General features: G+C 61.5%; 15 protein-coding genes and 1 pseudogene. 12 read left to right on the forward strand and 4 right to left on the reverse strand.

Translation table 11 applies throughout. The annotated features are described in order from the left end of the window. Positions 1-8: 8 nt before the first annotated feature. The 4 genes from ACZM96_RS00300 to ACZM96_RS00315 form a co-directional block, all read right to left on the reverse strand. On the reverse strand, positions 9-815 hold the full coding sequence (locus ACZM96_RS00300; RefSeq protein WP_489486620.1) for an aspartate/glutamate racemase family protein: 807 nt from the start codon (positions 813-815) through the stop codon (positions 9-11). A gap of 2 nt (positions 816-817) precedes the next feature. Continuing rightward, positions 818-2026, reverse strand: coding sequence for a dicarboxylate/amino acid:cation symporter (locus ACZM96_RS00305; protein ID WP_489486621.1), 1209 nt, complete (start codon positions 2024-2026; stop codon positions 818-820). Positions 2027-2203: 177 nt separating this feature from the next. Then, the gene (locus ACZM96_RS00310; RefSeq protein ID WP_489486623.1) at positions 2204-2581 is read right to left on the reverse strand and encodes a RidA family protein; all 378 of its coding nucleotides are present in this window, start codon (positions 2579-2581) and stop codon (positions 2204-2206) included. Positions 2582-2901: 320 nt separating this feature from the next. Then, complete coding sequence (locus tag ACZM96_RS00315) at positions 2902-4167, reverse strand: phenylacetate--CoA ligase family protein (RefSeq protein WP_077071475.1); 1266 nt, start codon at positions 4165-4167, stop codon at positions 2902-2904. A gap of 297 nt (positions 4168-4464) precedes the next feature. Between ACZM96_RS00315 and der the strand changes: the two genes are divergently transcribed. From der to hisA, 12 genes and pseudogenes are all read left to right on the forward strand, one after another. Next, complete coding sequence (der, locus tag ACZM96_RS00320; protein ID WP_489486625.1) at positions 4465-5889, forward strand: ribosome biogenesis GTPase Der; 1425 nt, start codon at positions 4465-4467, stop codon at positions 5887-5889. Positions 5890-6195: 306 nt separating this feature from the next. Further along, positions 6196-6633 carry a GNAT family N-acetyltransferase gene (locus ACZM96_RS00325; protein ID WP_489486626.1) on the forward strand — a complete coding sequence of 146 codons (438 nt, stop codon included), beginning with the start codon at positions 6196-6198 and terminating at the stop codon, positions 6631-6633. 162 nt (positions 6634-6795) lie between these two features. Next, a pseudogene (locus ACZM96_RS00330) lies at positions 6796-7278 on the forward strand (DUF1269 domain-containing protein); the annotation flags it as partial. Between the two features lie 571 nt (positions 7279-7849). Next, positions 7850-9307: an IMP dehydrogenase gene (gene guaB / locus ACZM96_RS00335; RefSeq protein WP_489486627.1), complete on the forward strand. Its 1458-nt coding sequence runs from the start codon at positions 7850-7852 to the stop codon at positions 9305-9307. A gap of 60 nt (positions 9308-9367) precedes the next feature. Further along, positions 9368-10927 (forward strand): glutamine-hydrolyzing GMP synthase, encoded by a 1560-nt coding sequence (gene guaA, locus ACZM96_RS00340; RefSeq protein ID WP_489486628.1) that lies wholly within the window; start codon positions 9368-9370, stop codon positions 10925-10927. A 238-nt stretch (positions 10928-11165) separates the two neighbouring features. Then, positions 11166-12521 (forward strand): MATE family efflux transporter, encoded by a 1356-nt coding sequence (locus ACZM96_RS00345; RefSeq protein WP_489486629.1) that lies wholly within the window; start codon positions 11166-11168, stop codon positions 12519-12521. 34 nt (positions 12522-12555) lie between these two features. Next, the gene (locus tag ACZM96_RS00350; RefSeq protein WP_489486631.1) at positions 12556-12870 is read left to right on the forward strand and encodes an MGMT family protein; all 315 of its coding nucleotides are present in this window, start codon (positions 12556-12558) and stop codon (positions 12868-12870) included. A 111-nt stretch (positions 12871-12981) separates the two neighbouring features. Next, entirely contained in the window at positions 12982-13254 is a 273-nt protein-coding gene (tatB, locus tag ACZM96_RS00355; RefSeq protein ID WP_489486632.1) for a Sec-independent protein translocase protein TatB, read from the forward strand. A gap of 601 nt (positions 13255-13855) precedes the next feature. Then, positions 13856-14599 carry a twin-arginine translocase subunit TatC gene (gene tatC, locus ACZM96_RS00360; RefSeq protein WP_489486684.1) on the forward strand — a complete coding sequence of 248 codons (744 nt, stop codon included), beginning with the start codon at positions 13856-13858 and terminating at the stop codon, positions 14597-14599. Further along, the gene (locus ACZM96_RS00365; protein ID WP_489486633.1) at positions 14599-15201 is read left to right on the forward strand and encodes an imidazoleglycerol-phosphate dehydratase; all 603 of its coding nucleotides are present in this window, start codon (positions 14599-14601) and stop codon (positions 15199-15201) included. Before tatC ends, ACZM96_RS00365 begins: the two co-directional genes overlap by 1 nt. Continuing rightward, the gene (locus ACZM96_RS00370) at positions 15201-15836 is read left to right on the forward strand and encodes a nucleoid-structuring protein H-NS (RefSeq protein ID WP_294489253.1); all 636 of its coding nucleotides are present in this window, start codon (positions 15201-15203) and stop codon (positions 15834-15836) included. Before ACZM96_RS00365 ends, ACZM96_RS00370 begins: the two co-directional genes overlap by 1 nt. Beyond that, positions 15833-16570, forward strand: coding sequence for a 1-(5-phosphoribosyl)-5-[(5-phosphoribosylamino)methylideneamino]imidazole-4-carboxamide isomerase (gene hisA / locus ACZM96_RS00375; protein WP_489486634.1), 738 nt, complete (start codon positions 15833-15835; stop codon positions 16568-16570). The genes ACZM96_RS00370 and hisA overlap by 4 nt, the downstream gene beginning before the upstream one ends. The last annotated feature ends 781 nt before the right edge of the window (positions 16571-17351 follow it).

A 17351-nucleotide genomic window follows, 5' to 3' on the forward strand; every position in this document is an offset into this window, starting at 1 on the left:
ATCCTTCTCTAAAATTGAAGTTTTGAGGGTTCCTTAAGTCGTTCCGGACAACTGGCCCGGATCAGTTCCCGAGCGAGCACGCTTGTGGCGTCCACGACAGGAGTATCCAGCAGACTGGTCTCCGTGACCGCAACGGGAATTTCCGTGCAGCCAAGAAGTATCACGGATACCTGTTTCTTTTCCACAAGGCGGCGGGCGGTGTCGAGAAGTATCTGACGCGCTCTCGGGGAAACAGGATCGGAAAAAGCCTTCACGCCGAATTCAGGATCGCTGATGGCGCGCTGAACAAGAGCGCACTCGTCGTCGTCCGGGAGCACGGGCTCAAGCCCGGCCTTTTCCAGAGCGTCCTGATACAGGCGGGTCTGCAGCGTGGCCACCGTGCCCATGAGGCCGATGCGGCCTCCGTTCGGACACATGGCCCGCATGTGACGCACCGCGCTTTCAATGATCGACACGAACGTCACGTCCAGACCGGTTTCGCGCAGGCGCTCCAGCGCCACATTCAGAATGCGGGGGCTGTGCGCCGTGTTGCAGGGCATGCCTATGACGCGGGCGCCGTTTCTGGCGAGCTGCGCCATAATGCCGCCGATATCCTCCCCGGGATTTTCCTTCGTCTGCCCCAGCAGAAAGGCGGGACGCTCCGGAATCCACCCGGGGAAGGAGTGAAGCATGAGGGGAAGATGGTCCTGATCTCTGCTGGCCCTGGTCCAGCGGAAGATCTTGCGCACGAGGTCATACCCGGCGTAGGGACCGAGTCCCCCCACGATGCCTATGGTGCGGGGCACGGGCAGATGATCGGCAAAACGCTGGATCACGGTCAGCCTCTGCACTCGCCGTTGTGTTCAAGCTTGGACACCAGGATGGCGCCGGTGGCGTCGCCGAGCACGTTGATGGTGGTACGGGCCATGTCCATGATACGGTCAACGCCGGCGATGAGGGCGATGGCTTCGAGCGGGATGCCGACCTGCGTGAACACCATGGTGATCATGATGAGCGCCGCGCCGGGCACGCCCATGGAGCCGATGGAGGCAAGCACGGCCAGCAGAATGACGGTGAGCTGCTTATCAATGGGCATGGGAATGCCGTACACTTCCGCGGCAAAGATGGCCGCAACGCCCATGTAAATGGCTGCGCCGTCCATGTTGATGGTATTGCCGAGCGGAATGGAGAAGCTGGACACGGACTTGGAAGCGCCGAGCTTCTGCACGGAAAGCAGGTTGGAAGAAAGAGCTGCTGCGGACGAGCAGGTGGAGAAGGAAATCATGAGGGGTTCGGAAAGACCCTTCAGGAACGTGCTGGGCGTAAGGCCGGAGAACTTGGCGCAGGGCAGATAAACCACCAGCACCTGAATAATGCAGGCCAGATACATGACGCCGACCAGCTTGATGAGCGGCAGAAGCACACTCAGGCCGTGGTTGGCCACGGTGAAGGCCATGAGGCCGAACACGCCGATGGGTGCATAGTGCATGACGATGCCGGTCACCTTGATCATGACTTCGGCGCAGGAGTCGAAGAACACGAAGGCAGGACGGCCTCTGTCGCCGAGCATGCTGAGCGCAAAGCCGAACAGGATGGCGAAGAAGATGACCTGGAGCATGTTGCCCTTGGCCAGAGCGTCAATCGGGTTCAGCGGCACGATGTCCATGAGAACCTTGATGAGCGGAGGCGCGGAAACGTCCTTCACCTGCAGGTTTTCCATGGAGAGCGTCAGACCGAGACCGGGACGGAGCAGGTTGGCGAGAATAAGACCGATGATAACGGCCACGGTCGTCGTGAGCAGATAATAAATAAGCGTTTTTGAAGCAACGCGGCCGAGTTCCTTCACGTCGCACACGCTGGCGGCGCCGGCCACAAGTGTGGTGAACACCAGCGGCACAACCACCATGCGCACCAGGGTGATGAACAGATCGCCGAGCGGCTTGAACCAGCTGGCTTCCAGGTTGAGGGAAGGAGCCATGGCACCCACAACGATGCCGAGAACCATACCTATGCCCATCTGGGCGGGAAGACCTAAACGTTTTGACATAACGACTCTCAATACTGACTGCTTGAATCCTTATCTCACGGCCACATCCGCGCTTTCAGGCGGATTCGGCTCGCACGTCACTGCCTCTATGAGTTCTTCTTGCGCTATCCTCCTCTCCTCCTCTCAGGATGGCGACGAAAGGTTCCGGCGAGAGCCGGAACCTGCCGACACTCGAACTTACTTGGCCACCACAACCTCGATTTCCACGAGACCGTTCATGGGGAGCTGATGCACGGCCACGCAGGAACGGGCAGGGTACGCGCCGTCAAAGAACTTGCCGTACACTTCGTTCACAGCGGCGAAATCCGCAATGTCCACCAGGAAAATGGTGGTCTTCACAATGTCGGACGGCTTCGCGCCCACGGAGGCGAGAAGAGCCGCGATATTCTTGAGAGACTGCTCGGCCTGCGCCTTCACGCCGCCTTCGGCGAGCTTGCCGGTCGCGGGATCAATGCCGAGCTGGCCGGAAAAGAACGTCATTCCGCAGGCCTGGATGCCCTGAGAATAGGGGCCGATGGCCGCAGGAGCCGCATTGGTGGAAACAACTTTAATCATGGTGTCCTCGCATAATAAAAAATGGAGCAACTACGTTGTCGAATGTCGACATTTTTAGTGAATATTTGCCTTTTGTCAAGATCCTCTGGAAATTCTTATGAAAGTAATCTGTTTTTGTTTCGCGGTTCAGGCGCGCATCCACATTTTTGCACCAAATTCAAGGAATACCTGCCCTTTGTTCCGCGAACTTCGCTACCTCCTTGTAGCATTTTTTCACAAGCTAGCCGCAAACGACATTAAAAACAAGACGGCCGCCCCGAAGGACGACCGCCCTGACAACAATTTTTTCTCACCGCCCGAAGGCGGAAAGCGTTCCGGGATTAATCCCAGACGCGCTTGTCTTCGATGGGCTTGATCTGCGGAGGCAGGCTGCCCGGGGCAAGAATGCGCAGTTCGGGGCGCAGCTTGATGCGCTCGCGGAACAGATGCTGAAGCTCTTCCTTGCGCTTGAAGTTGCTCGCTTCGACGTAGAGCACCATTTCGTCCACGCCGCCGGGGTTGGTGACTTCGATCTGCCAGCGCTTGATTTCCTCAAAGCGGGCCATGACCTGTTCCACCTGATGCGGATACACGAACATGCCCTTGATGCGGGCGGTAGTGTCCACGCGGCCCACGATGCTGCCGAGGCGCGGGCTCGTGCGTCCGCAGGAGCAGGGCGTGCGGTCGATGTAGGAGAGGTCGCCCGTGGCAAGACGGATCAGCGGATAGGTCTTGTTGAAGGCGGTCACCACCACTTCGCCCACTTCGCCGTCCTTGAGCGGAATGCCGGTGTCGGGATGGCAGATTTCCACATAGCAGCGGTTGGAAATGTGCAGGCCGTTCTTCTGGAAGCACTCGTAGCCTATGCAGCCCACGTCGGCGGTGCCGTAGCCCTGGCGCATGATGATGTCGTACTTCTTTTCCATCTGGCTGCGGATTTTTTCCGACAGGCGTTCGCCGGTCACGAAGGCCACTTCCAGGAAGAGATCCTTGCGCAGGTTGAGGCCCTTTTCTTCGGCGCGCTGGGCAAGGTGCATGAGGAAGCTAGGCGTGCCCACGTAGCCGGAAACGCGCAGCTTCTGCATGATGTCGAGCTGCGTGGCGGCGTCGGTGGGACCGGCGGGAATGGAGGCGCAGCCGAGGTTGCGCAGCGGCTCTTCAAACATCAGGCCCGCGGGAGCCAGGTGATAGTTGAAGGTCACCTGCACGGCGTCGCCGGGACGGAAGCCCACGGAATAGAAGGCTTCGGTGTATCCCCAGTAGTCGTCATTTCTGTCTTCGGGGTCGAAGATGGGGCCGGGGGAAAGGAACACGCGGCGCAGTTCGCCGATGTCCTTGGTGAGCAGACCGCCGAGGCGCGGGCCCATGGTCTGCAGGAAAATGAGTTCCTTCTTTTTAAGGATGGGAATATGCTTGAGGTCGGACAGCGTCTTGAATTTTTCGACGTTGAACTGCGCGCGGTCGAAACGCTTCTTAACGTCTTCCGAATAGCGGTAGGCGTAGGAAAGCAGGTCCTTGAGCTGAATGAGGTTGTACTGACGGCGTTCGCTCTCGTCGAGAACTTCGCGACGACTGTAGATACCTTCCGTACGATCTTTGCGGGTCATGGCTGGACTCCGTTATAGGGAAATGTCTTTTGCTGGAGCTGAAAGTAAGCATTTATAGACGAATTGGCGGAATATTGCAAGGATTTTTTTATTTTTCATTATATTTCAATATGTTATAATAACATTTTTCTTCGCTTGATTTCCTCCGTTCGGAGGGAGTATCCTAAAAATGTTGGACAGACGGGGCAGTTGGGCGTAAAAGATTGCCTCCGTTCTGCACGATTTTTCTTTTTTCATGCTCGGGCGGCCGCCCGGCCGGCCTAACCATACATTCATTTTTTTGCGAGGTGTGCGCTCATGATGCCCAAAGTCGTTCTGCTGGGCCGCCCCAACGTGGGCAAGTCCACCCTGTTCAACCGCCTCATCCGCAGCAACCGCGCCATCACGCACGACCGTCCGGGCGTCACGCGCGACCGCATGGAAGGCGTGGTGCGTTCCCGCTACGGACGCGACTTCGCCATTGTCGATACCGGCGGCATCACGCTGGATCATCACGAAGCCGTGGCCGAAGGTCCGGCGGGCATCCGCGGCTTTGAGGCCGACATTCTGCGTCAGGCCGAGGCCGCGCTGAAGGAAGCCGACGTCATCTGCATGGTGGTGGACGGCCGCGACGGCCTCATGCCCTTCGACGAACATCTCGCCTCGTACCTGCGCAAGTGCGACAAGCCCATTCTGCTCGTGGTCAACAAGGTGGACGGCGCGGAAAAGGAAGAGCTCATGCTGGCCGAATTCCACGGCCTCGGCTTTCACCTCATCGCCTGCTCCGCGGAACACGGACACAATCTGCGCGCCCTTGAGGAAGAAATACGCGACATGCTGCCGGAAGACGACGGCTTCGACGAAGAAGCGCAGGAAGACCACTCCGAAGAGCTGGAAGAAGACCGCGACAAGCCCGGCATCCGCCGCCGCAAGGCGACCGATCATCTGCGCCTCTGCCTGCTCGGCCGCCCCAACGCGGGCAAGTCTTCCATGACCAACGCCTTCATCGGCGAAGACCGCATGATCGTGAGCGATCAGGCGGGCACCACGCGCGACAGCGTGGACGTTTCCGTGGAGAAGAACGGCAAGACCTACACCTTCGTGGACACCGCCGGCGTGCGCCGCCGCTCCCGCATCACCGACACCGTGGAGCGCTTTTCCGTGAACTCCTCGCTGAAGAGCACCACCAAGGCCGACGTGACCTTCCTGCTGCTGGACGCCACCGAAGGCCTCACCACGCAGGACAAGCGCCTCATCGAGCTGCTCGACGAGCGCAAGACGCCCTTCCTCATCATCGTGAACAAGATAGACCTCATTCCCACCAAGGCCCGCGCCGACCTCATGAAGGATCTTCAGGAAGAGCTCAGCTTCTGCTATCATGTGCCGCTGGTGCCCACGTCGGCGCGCACGGGCGAAGGCCTGAACAAGCTCATTCCGCTGGCCGAGCGCATCTACGCCGAGTGCGGCACCCGCGTGTCCACCGGCCTGCTCAACCGAGCCATGGAAGAAACCCTCACCCGGCATCAGGCTCCCGTGGTGCGCCGCGTGCGTCCCAAGTTCTTCTATCTCACCCAGGCCGAAAGCGAACCGCCCACCTTCGTGTGCTTCGTCAACGACGCCGACCGCGTGGCGCCTTCCTACGCCCGCTATCTGGAACGCTCCCTGCGCCGCATGTTCGGCATACGGCACGCGCCCATGCGCCTGCATCTGAGATCCTCCCACGCCAAGCGGGAGAAAAAGTAGTCCGACGGGCCATGAGGAAACTGCCTCATGGCCTTTTTTCATGACGGCGCTCTCCGCCCCGCACAGGCGGCTTCCGCGGTGCGCCGCGTGCATTACGAGTTACGCGCCCTCCCCCGGCCGAAAGCGCCTCCCCTTCGCGTGCTTCGTCAACGGCGCGACTTCCGAAAGGCCGCACGCTTCGACAAAAACGCCCCTGCCTGACGAGACCGCCTCGGCCAGAGAAAACTGCACGGCAGGCGCATCAGCTTAGGCCACCCGCTCCGCTTCCGAAGAGCGCCCGCATCATCCAAACGCTGTGGAGACATCATGACCATTGAAGAAATCAAGGATCGCCCGGAGGGGCTTCTCGGATGCCTGCTGCTGGTCTGGGAATCCTCGGTGGCGGCCACGCACGACTTTCTTTCCAACCAGGACATCATCATGCTGCGCCCGCACGTGCTTGAAGGGCTGCGCAAGGTTCCCGTGCTGCTCGTGGCCCTGGAGGACGATAATCCCGTCGCGTTTCTCGGCATGCACGGCGACATGGTGGACATGCTCTTCGTTGCGGCCGCCCATCGCGGCCGGGGACTGGGGGGAGATCTTCTCTACGAGGCCATCCGACGCGGCGCGCGCCGCGTGGACGTCAACGAACAGAACGAGCAGGGCCTCGGATTCTACCTTCACGCCGGTTTTGAGGTCGCGGGCCGCAGCGCCTCCGACGCTCTCGGCCTTCCCTTTCCCATCCTGCATCTGAAGCTCGCCTGAACGCGCCTTTTTTCCCATGAGCCTCTGCAACTGCAGCCGCAACGGCGACGCATACGCTCTCTACTGGTGCGGAAAATAACTTCGCGCCTGCCAAATATTTCTTTACAATACTCATAGCTTTTTATCGGCGCGCATGGTACCTGTAAACAAAAAGGAGGTTCCATGAGTACTCTTGTCGTCGTTGCCTATCCCAACGAATTTCAGGCTGAAGAAGTACGTCTGAGACTTCTCAAAATGCAGCAGGAATATCTTGTCGATCTGGAAGACGCCGTCATCGCCGTCCGCAAGGAGGATGGCAAGATCAAACTGCTTCAGCTCCACAACCTTACCGGCGCCGGGGCCGTTTCCGGCGGCTTCTGGGGCCTGCTCATAGGTCTGCTTTTCATGAATCCTCTGCTCGGCGCGGCCGTAGGCGCCGGGGCCGGCGCCATTTCCGGCGCGCTGGCGGACGTCGGCATCAACGATGAGTTCATGAAGCAGCTGGGTCAGAATCTGAAACCCGGCGGCTCCATGCTGTTCATTCTCTTCCGCAGCATCACCATGGACAAGGCCCTGCAGGAACTCAAGGGCACGGGCGGCACCATCATTCAGACCTCGCTCTCCCACGAGGACGAACAGCGGCTGCGCGACGCCATGAACGGCGCGCCCTCAGACCATGAATGCGACGCCGCAGAAACGACCATTTCGCGCAATTCCAGCCAGGCGTCCAACCTGCGCTGCAGCGATCCCGTTGAAGAGCCGAAGGACGACGCTGAATGCGACGCCGTGGAAGAAACCATTTCCCGCAATTCCAGCCACGGCTCCAACCTCCGCTGCGGCGAAGCGGCCCCCGCTCCCGCCCCCGCCGACAAGCCCGAAGACGCGGAATGCGACCCTGCCGAAGCCACCATCTCGCGCAACTCCAGCCGCGATTCCAATCTGCGCTGCGGCGAAGCCGAAGAGAAGCCCGCCGAAGAATCCGTCGAATGCGACGCCGCGGAAGAAACCATTTCCCGCAACTCCAGCCAGGGTTCCAACCTCCGCTGCTGATTTTCCTCTGTCTCCGCATGGTTCCAGGCCGGAAAGCACGCTTTCCGGCCTTTTTTGCGTTCCCGCCGCCCCCGTCTCCCGGGCCGGAGTCATGAGAGGGGCGTGATTCCTGCTGTTGACAGGCACATGTCACCTCGATATCCTGACCTATCTTTTTCCGATTTTAATCCAACCCCGGAGGAAACATATGGCCACTGTGCTTGGCAAGGCATTGACATTCGACGATGTCCTTCTGGTTCCCGAATATTCGGAAGTCACGCCGGACATGGTTGACGTGTCGGCATGGCTGACTCCCAGCATCAAGCTCGGCGTACCCTTCATCTCTGCCGCCATGGATACCGTAACGGAAGCCGAAATGGCCATTTCCATGGCCCGTCAGGGCGGCATAGGCATCATCCACAAGAACATGGACGTCGCCCGCCAGCGCCTTGAAGTCGAAAAGGTCAAGAAGTCCGAAAGCGGCATGATTCTCGATCCCGTCACCGTCGCCCCCGACGACACGGTGCAGCACGCTCTGGACCTCATGTCCGACTTCCGCGTTTCCGGCCTGCCCGTGGTGAAGAACAGCGCGCTCGTCGGCATTCTCACCAACCGCGACGTGCGCTTCGTCACCGAACCGCAGACCACTCTCGTCTGCGAAGTGATGACCCGCGAAAACCTCGTGACCGTGCCCGTGGGCACCACTCTCGAAGAAGCCAAGCATCACCTGCACGCCCACCGCATCGAAAAGCTCCTCGTCGTGGATGAAAACCGCCAGCTGCGCGGCCTCATCACCATGAAGGACATCGACAAGGTGCAGCAGTACCCCAACGCCAGCAAGGACGACAAGGGCCGTCTACGCGTGGGCGCCGCCGTGAGCATCAGCAAGGACTGCGAATATCGCGCCTCCGAACTGCTCGCCGCAGGCGTCGACGTGCTCGTGCTCGACTGCGCTCACGGCCATTCCGCCAACGTGCTGCGCAGCGTGGAAATGCTGCGTTCCACCTTCCCGAACTGCCAGCTCATCGCGGGCAACGTGGCCACCTATGAAGGCGCGAAGGCCCTCATCAAGGCCGGCGCCGACACCGTGAAGGTCGGCATCGGACCCGGCTCCATCTGCACCACCCGCGTGGTCGCCGGCGTCGGCGTTCCGCAGGTGACGGCCGTCATGGAAGGCAGCCGCGCCGCCCGTGAAGCCGACCGCTGCTGCATCGCCGACGGCGGCCTCAAGTTCTCCGGCGACATCGTCAAGGCGCTCGCCTGCGGTGCGCACACCGTCATGATCGGCAGCATGCTCGCCGGCACCGACGAAAGCCCGGGCGAAACCATTCTCTATCAGGGCCGCGCCTACAAGACCTATCGCGGCATGGGCTCCATCGACGCCATGCGCGCCGGCAGCGCCGACCGCTATTTCCAGAACCCCACCAAGAAGCTGGTGCCCGAGGGCATCGTGGGCCGCGTGCCTGCCCGCGGTCCTGTTTCCGACACCGTGTTCCAGCTTGTGGGCGGCCTGCGCTCCGGCATGGGCTACCTGGGCGCTTCCACGCTGGACGAGCTCTATCAGAAGGCCCACATGGTGGAAATCTCCGCTTCCGGCCTGCGTGAAAGCCACGTCCACGACGTCATCATCACCAAGGAAGCCCCCAACTACAAGGTCGAAAACTAACCGTCACGGCCCTGCTTCGCCCTACCCGCGGAGCAGGGCCTCAACATCTCTGGAAATCGCATGTCCAAAGTCATCATTCTCGACTTCGGCTCCCAGGTCACCCAGCTCATCGCCCGCCGCGTGCGCGAGGCCGGAGTCTATTCCGAAATTCATCCCTGCGTCACCTCCGCCGAGGCCGTGGCCGCCATGCATCCCGACGCCATCATTCTTTCCGGCGGCCCCGCCAGCGTGGGCGAAAAGGACGCTCCCCGCCTCGACAAGGGCCTGCTTGAACTCGGCGTGCCGGTGCTCGGCATCTGCTACGGCATGCAGCTGCTCGCCCACGAGCTCGGCGGCGTGCTCGCCCAGTCCGAAACCCGCGAATACGGCCCCGCCGACTTTGAAAAGGTGGCCGACTGCCCCCTGTGGGACGGCATTGCCTCCCTCGCCGAAGGCAAAAGCTCCCGCGTGTGGATGTCCCACGGCGACAAGGTGCAGACGCCTCCGCCCGGCTTCATCGTGACCGGCCGCACCGCCACCCTCGACGTGGCCGCCATGAGCTGCGACGAACGCCGCATCTACGCCCTGCAGTTCCACCCCGAAGTGCATCACTCCGAAGACGGCGCGCAGATGATCCGGAACTTCCTCTTCAAGGTGGCGAAGATCACGCCCGACTGGTCCATGAGCTCCTTCGTGGAACGCGTGGTGAAGCAGGTGCGCGAAACCGTGGGCGACAGCCACGTCATCTGCGCGCTCTCCGGCGGCGTGGATTCCACCGTGGTGGCCGTGCTGCTCAACAAGGCCATCGGTCAGCAGCTCCACTGCATCTTCGTGGACAACGGCGTGCTGCGTCAGAACGAAGGCGAAGAGGTCGTGGGATACCTGCGCGAACACTTCAATCTGAACCTCAAGTACGTTCAGGCCTCCGATCTGTTCCTCAACCTGCTGGCCGGCGTGGACGATCCTGAAAAGAAGCGCAAGATCATCGGCCACACCTTCATCGACGTCTTCGACAAGGAAGCCCAGGCCATCAAGGACGCCGGTCACGACGTCAAGTTCCTCGCTCAGGGCACCCTGTATCCCGACGTCATCGAGTCCGTGTCCTACAAGGGACCGAGCGCCGTCATCAAGAGCCACCACAACGTGGGCGGCCTGCCCGAAAAGATGAACATGAAGCTCATCGAGCCCCTGCGCGAACTCTTCAAGGACGAAGTGCGCGCCGTGGGCGCCGAACTCGGCATTCCCGAATCCATCCTGTGGCGTCATCCCTTCCCCGGCCCGGGTCTTGCCATCCGCGTCATCGGCGAAGTGACGAAGCCGCGTCTGGAAATCCTGCGCAAGGCCGACGTCATCGTCATGGAAGAGCTCCGCGCCTCCGGCTGGTACCGCAAGGTCTGGCAGGGCTTCGCCGTGCTTCTGCCGCTCAAGACCGTGGGCGTCATGGGCGACGGCCGCACCTACGAGCACGTCATCGCCCTGCGCATCGTGGAGAGCGTGGACGCCATGACCGCCGACTGGGCGCGCCTGCCCGCCGATCTGCTGGCCAAAATTTCCGGCCGCATCATCAACGAGGTGAAGGGCGTCAACCGCGTAGTGTACGACATCTCCTCCAAACCGCCGTCTACCATCGAGTGGGAATAAGCCATTCCGCCCCGGAAGCCCGCTTCCGGGGCTTTTTTTATCTCCGCATCCGACGAATCTTTCCGATGTTCTCCCCATGACGCGTCCGCGTCGCCCCTGCCCCCTGTTCTTTTTTCTCAATCTGCTCTACTCTGCGGCACGGCGCGCGCATCCGCGCCCTTTCTGTTCCCGCCCACTGCCGGGCAAAGCGGCCCCTTCCGGCCGAACGCTCCAACTCGTCGCTTTGCGGACATTTTCCATGCGCACGCCAAAAAACAGCATGACCGGCGGCTCCATATGGAAGGCCATCACCTTCTTTGCCGTTCCCCTGCTTCTCGGAAACTTCTTTCAGCAGCTCTACAACGCCGCCGATTCCCTCATCGTGGGCAATCTGCTCGGCGACAGGGCCCTTGCCGCCGTCAGCGGCACAAGCAACCTCATTTTCCTGCTTGTAGGCTTCATCAACGGCATCAGCCTCGGCGCAGGCGTGGTCATCGCCCAGCAGTTCGGCGCGGCAAGATTCCGGGACATGCGTCACTCCATCCACACCCTTGCGGCCTTCGGCATCGCCGCAGGGCTCGCGCTCACCATCTTCGGCGTCGTCTTCACTCCGCAGATTCTGCGCTGGATGAACACCCCCGCCGACGTCTTTGCCGAAACCGCCCAGTACCTGCGCGTGTACTTTGCCGGATCTCTCGGCCTTGTCGTGTACAACGTGCTCGCAAGCATTCTGCAGGCCGTGGGCAACAGTCGCTATCCGCTGTATTTCCTCATCTTTTCCTCCGTGGTCAACGTCGTGCTCGACATTGCCTTCATCAGTCTCTGCCACTGGGGCGTGTGGTCGGCCGCCGCGGCCACCGTCATTGCCCAGCTGCTCTCTGCCGTGCTCTGCGGCCTCGTCCTGTGCCGCGCAAACGCCCCCTTTCATCTTTCCCTGCGAAGCATCCGCTTCCACGCTCACTGCCTGCGCCCCCTTGCCGTGTACGGCTTTCCCTCCGGGTTGCAGAACTGCGTCATCGGCCTGTCCAACGTGGTCATCCAGAGCCAGATCAACACCTTCGGCGCGGCAGCCATGGCGGCCTGCGGCGCGTATCAGAAAATAGAAGGCTTCTGCCTCATTCCCGCCATGAGTCTCGCGCTCGCCCTTGCCACCTTCGTGGGGCAGAACACCGGGGCGCATCATCCGCTGCGCGTGCGCGTCGGTTTGCGCTTCGGCCTCGCCTTTTCCATGATTCTGGCGGAACTCATCGGCGCGGGCGTCTTCACGTGGCGCGAAGAGCTCATGTCGCTGTTCAGCAGCGATGCTGAGGTCATCCGTCTCGGCGCAGACTACGCCCGCGTGGCCGCGCCCTTCTATCTGCTGCCCGCCTGCACGCACGGCCTGGCCGCCGCCTTCCGCGGCGCAGGGCGCCCCATGTTCGCCATGGCGGTCATTCTTCTCTGCTGGTGCGCCGTGCGCGTGACCATTCTTCCCCCGCTTCTCACGCTGTGCCCCGTCATCGCCGTCATCTACTGGATCTATCCCGCCACCTGGACGCTGAGTTCCCTGACGTTTCTCTTCTCCTGGTGGAGAATGAGCGCCTCTCTGCGCAGAAAGCACAACCCCGTCGCCTGAAACCGGATTCAAGGCCGCCACGAAAAACATCGTCATGAACTTCTTTGAACTCGCCTATCGCATCGTGCGCGCCGTGCCGCCGGGGCAGGTCGTCAGCTACGGCCAGGTCGCCTTTCTTGCCGGCAATCCGCGCATGGCCCGGCAGGTCGGCTGGGCGCTGCACGTCTGCCCGCCGGACGTGCCCTGGCAGCGGGTGGTGCGGAAGGACGGCAGCCTCGCCCCCATGCCGCCCGACGGCTCCGCGCGTCAGCGCGCCCTGCTGGAGGCCGAAGGCGTAACCTTCGATGCGCGCGGACACGTGCTCCGCAGGCATTTCGGCGACGGTCTTTCCGCCCGCGACGACACGTAAACGCCCCTTCTGCCAAGCCCGCGGAAGACAAGGATGCACTTGAAGGCCCCACAACGATATGCTACCGTCCAAGGCTGACGGAGAGATAACCCGCTTGAGGAGTTTTTATACATGTTCGGCATCGGCAGCACAGAATTGCTGGTCATCCTGGTCGTGGCCCTTCTCGTTCTCGGACCCAAGAATCTGCCCAAGATAGCGCATACGCTCGGCCGCGCCATGGGAGAATTCCGCCGCGTGTCCACGGAGTTTCAGCGCAGCCTCAATACGGAAATAGCCTTTGAGGAAGAAGAGGAAAAAGCCAAGGCGAAAAAGGCGGCAGAACGTGAAAAGACGACTTCCGGTTCGACCGGCAGCTCTGTTTCGGAGACGGAAAACAAGGCCTGAACGGATCACCGGTATGGAAGATAAAGACTATTCCCAGACCCCGATCGACGGGGACGACAAGCAGAACGACGCCAAAGACGCCAAGCCGGATCTTGCCTCCTATTACGCTTCCGCGGCCAGGGCCGCAGCCACCGGTCACGAGTTCCGCCCCGATCAGCCTGCGGGCGACGCTTCCGAAGGCGAATCCGACGCGCCGAAGGCTGCCGACGAACCGCAGGCCGCGTCCGACGCCCCGGCGGAAAAGCACGACGAGCTTTCCGACATTTCCGAGGACGGCAGCCCGCACGGCCCTCTCAATCTTTTCTCGGACGAATCCCGCTCCGATGAGACCGAGAGCGCAGCCGACGATGCGCTGAACCGCGACGACGCCTCCGGCCCCGACGCCGAAGCGACGCCGGATTCCGGCAGTGCTGAAGACGCGGCAGATTCCGACAACGCCGACGTAAAAGCGGAAGACGACAAGACAGAGGAAACTCCGCCGAAGGAACCCGCGCCGCCCTACGAGAACGCGCCCGCCTTCGCCGCGTTTCAGGCTCCGGCAAAAACCGACGACGACAGCGACGACGATGACGAGCCCGAAGGCGCGGAAGACGACGTGCCCATGAGCATTCTCGGGCATCTCAACGAGCTGCGCCGGCGTCTGTTCCGCATCGTCATCATCGTGGTGCTCGGCTTCGTGGCCTTCTACGGCGTGTCCGAACAGCTTTACGCCTTCCTTTCCGCGCCGCTTCAGGCCTGCATGCCCGAAGGCAGCAAGCTCATCTACACCTCGCCCCAGGGAGCCTTCTTCACCTACATGAAGGTGGCGCTTGTAGCGTCGCTGTTCGGCACCAGCCCCTTCAGCTTCTATCAGCTGTGGGCCTTCATCGCGCCGGGCCTCTATCGCGAGGAAAAAAGGGCCGTGCTGCCGCTCGCCTTCTTCTCCTCCATCTTCTTTCTGGCCGGCGCGGCGTTCTGCTTCTTCCTGGTGTTCCCCATCGCCTTCCAGTTCTTCATGGGCTTTGCCACCGACACCATCGTACCCATGATCTCGGTGGAGGAATATCTCAGCTTTGCGCTCAAGCTGCTGCTGGCCTTCGGCCTGGTGTTTGAAATGCCCCTGTTCGCGTATTTCCTTTCGCGCTTCGGCATTCTCACGCCCGATCTCATGCGGCGCTCCCGCCGCTACGCCATTCTGGTCATCTTCATCGTGGCCGCCATACTTACGCCGCCCGACGTGTTCTCCCAGTGCCTGATGGCCCTGCCCATGCTGGTGCTCTATGAGGTCAGCATCTACGTGTCGGCCATGGCCTACAAGAAAAAGGAAGACAAAAAAAGCGACGACGAAGACAAGGAGGAAGCCTGATGTCGCAGAATGACGAACCCCGCAGCGCAACGCTTTCGCGCTCCACGGGAGAAACCTCAGTCAGGCTGGAACTTCGCCTCGACGGCAGGGGAGAGACCACCGTTTCCACGGGCTTCGGCATGCTCGATCACATGCTCACGCTCACGGCCTTCTGGGCCAGATTCGACCTTAGCCTCACCTGTTCCGGCGACATGCACGTCGATGCGCATCACACCACGGAAGACGTGGCGCTGTGCCTCGGCAGGGCCCTGCGCGAGGCCCTCGGCGACAGAAAGGGCATAGCCCGCACGGGCTGGGCCCGCGTGCCCATGGACGAAGCCCTGGCCGACGTCACCGTGGATCTTTCGGGCCGTCCCTGGCTGGAATTCCGCGGCGACGAGCTGCTTCCTCCGGTCATCGCCGGCGAGGAAAAAGACGTGTGGCGGGAATTCTACAAGGCGCTGGCCTCGGCGGCGCAGTGCAATCTTCACATTAGCTTCCAGTACGGCAAAAACGGACATCACCTGCTGGAATCCGCCGCCAAGGGACTGGGCCTTGCGCTGGCGCAGGCTGTACGATGCAGCGACGACCGCATGCCCAGCACCAAGGGGAGTCTCGACTGATGCCTTTCCGTCATTTTCTTCTCGTTCTGTTCAGTCTGTGCCTGCTGGCCGGCTGCCAGAAAGCCGAGGAACAGCAGCGCCTCATCATGCCCGATCTCGTGGTGGCCGTTGCACCCTTCACGCAGCCCACTCAGACCGCGGAACTGCTTTCCGGCTTCATTCCCGAAGACCAGAAGCGCATCTCCGACCAGACGCTGAAAAGTCTGGACGCGCTGTTCCGTGAAAAACTTCATCCCAACCTGCATCCCTACGTGTTCCTGAGCGACGCCGACATCAGCGGCGACATGGCCAAGGATGAACGCGGCCGCCGCAACGCCCTCGTCACCTGGGCCGAGCGCGCCAGAAAGGCGGGCGCGGACATGATCATCGTGCCGCAGGTCATCACCATGCAGGAGCGCGTGGGCGGCAAGGCCGGCGTGGTTTCCGCCGCCGCCGTCAACGAGGACTTCTACCTCATCGACGCGCGCAATCCCGTGACGCTCGTCATGCGCTGCCACTTCGCCGAAGAACAGAAGCCCCTGGCCAGCGACATCACCAAAATAGGAACCTTCTTCAAGCGCGGCGGAAGCTGGGTCACGGCGCAGGAACTCGCGGCCGAAGGCATGGACAAGGCCGTGGAGGCGTTCGGATTATGATCATCTTTCCCGCAGTCGATCTGCAGAACGGCAAGGCCGTGCGTCTGAAGCAGGGCAAGGCCGACGAATCCACCATTTTCAGCGACGATCCCGTGGCCGCCGCCCTGCACTGGCAGGAGCAGGGCGCCGAATGGCTGCATCTCATTGATCTCGACGGCGCGTTTCAGGGCAAAAGCGTCAACGCCGATCTCGTGGCCCGCATCAGCCGCGCGCTCGACATTCCCATCGAGCTCGGCGGCGGCGTGCGCGACGAAGACGCCGCCCGCATGTGGTTCGACGCCGGCGTCGCCAGGCTCATCATCGGCACCATGGCGCTGGAAAAGCCCCGGGAATACGCCAGACTCTGCTCGCTCTTTCCCGGCAAGATCGGCGTCTCCCTCGACGCCGTGGACGGCCGCCTCAAAACCCGCGGCTGGGTGACCGACGCCGGACTCACCGTGGATGAAGTCATGCCCCGCCTCGTGGGCGACGGCACGGCCTTCATCATCTACACCGACATCGCCCGCGACGGCATGCAGAGCGGCGTGAACATGCCCATGCTCTCGCGCCTTGCGCACGCAAGCCCCGTGCCCGTGGTGGCCGCAGGCGGCGTGGCCACGCTGGACGACATCAAGAAGCTCTACCCCCTCAGCGTGGAAGCCAACCTTCAGGGAGCCATCTCCGGGCGTGCCATCTATGAAGGCACACTGAATCTGCCCGATGCCATGGCCTGGATCAAGGCCCAGAAGGCCTGAGCATCTCTCTGCCGCAAAGCCCGCATTCGCAGGAATGCGGGCTTTTTTTTCGGCCACGAGCTCTCAAACCGGCCGAGATTCCGAGGTCAACATGCCGTCGCAGGCGCGATGGAAACAATCAGTCCTTCCGTGCGCCTGTTCACGCCTCTTTTCTCACGTCCGCAACTTGCGGCATCGCTTTTTTTTCTTCCCGCAAACAAGACCGTAAAAACCTTCCCGGGCAACGCGTTTGAGACAAACATGCCTGCAAATTCTCCGCAATTTTCCGGCATGTTCACCCAAAGTGTGATCCTGTACGCTTGACAGGCCGGCGCTTTACGGGCTACTGCTGCCCCATCAACACTATCTTACGCAAGGAAGTCATCATGTCCTCCGACAGTCCCAGTCAACGCTGCTGCACCTTCAACCCCCTGAGCTGACCGACCTTGCGCCCCATCTCCCCGCAGGCCGGACAGCCTGACGAGGAGCTCCCCATGCTTTATCCTTCCCTCTCCCGCCTCTTCCGGCGGGGCCTCCCCTTCGCGTTTCTGCGCTTTTTCACGCCTCCCCATCCTTCCGCACTGCGTTAGTCCCAGGCCGACGCGGTCTTTGCCGTCGCGCTTGTTCGCGCCAGCCTGCCGCAGGCCGTTTCCGCCGCCCCAGGCCCGCCTGCGCTCAAGATCGCCTCAAAGAGCATCGAAGAACCGCGTCCTTCATTCCCAGAACATCATCCCACACTCTCAAAAGGAGACCCTTCATGGAAAACCACAGTAGCTGCTCGACGAACTATTCGTCCGTCGCC

The organism is Mailhella sp. (assembly GCF_057866825.1).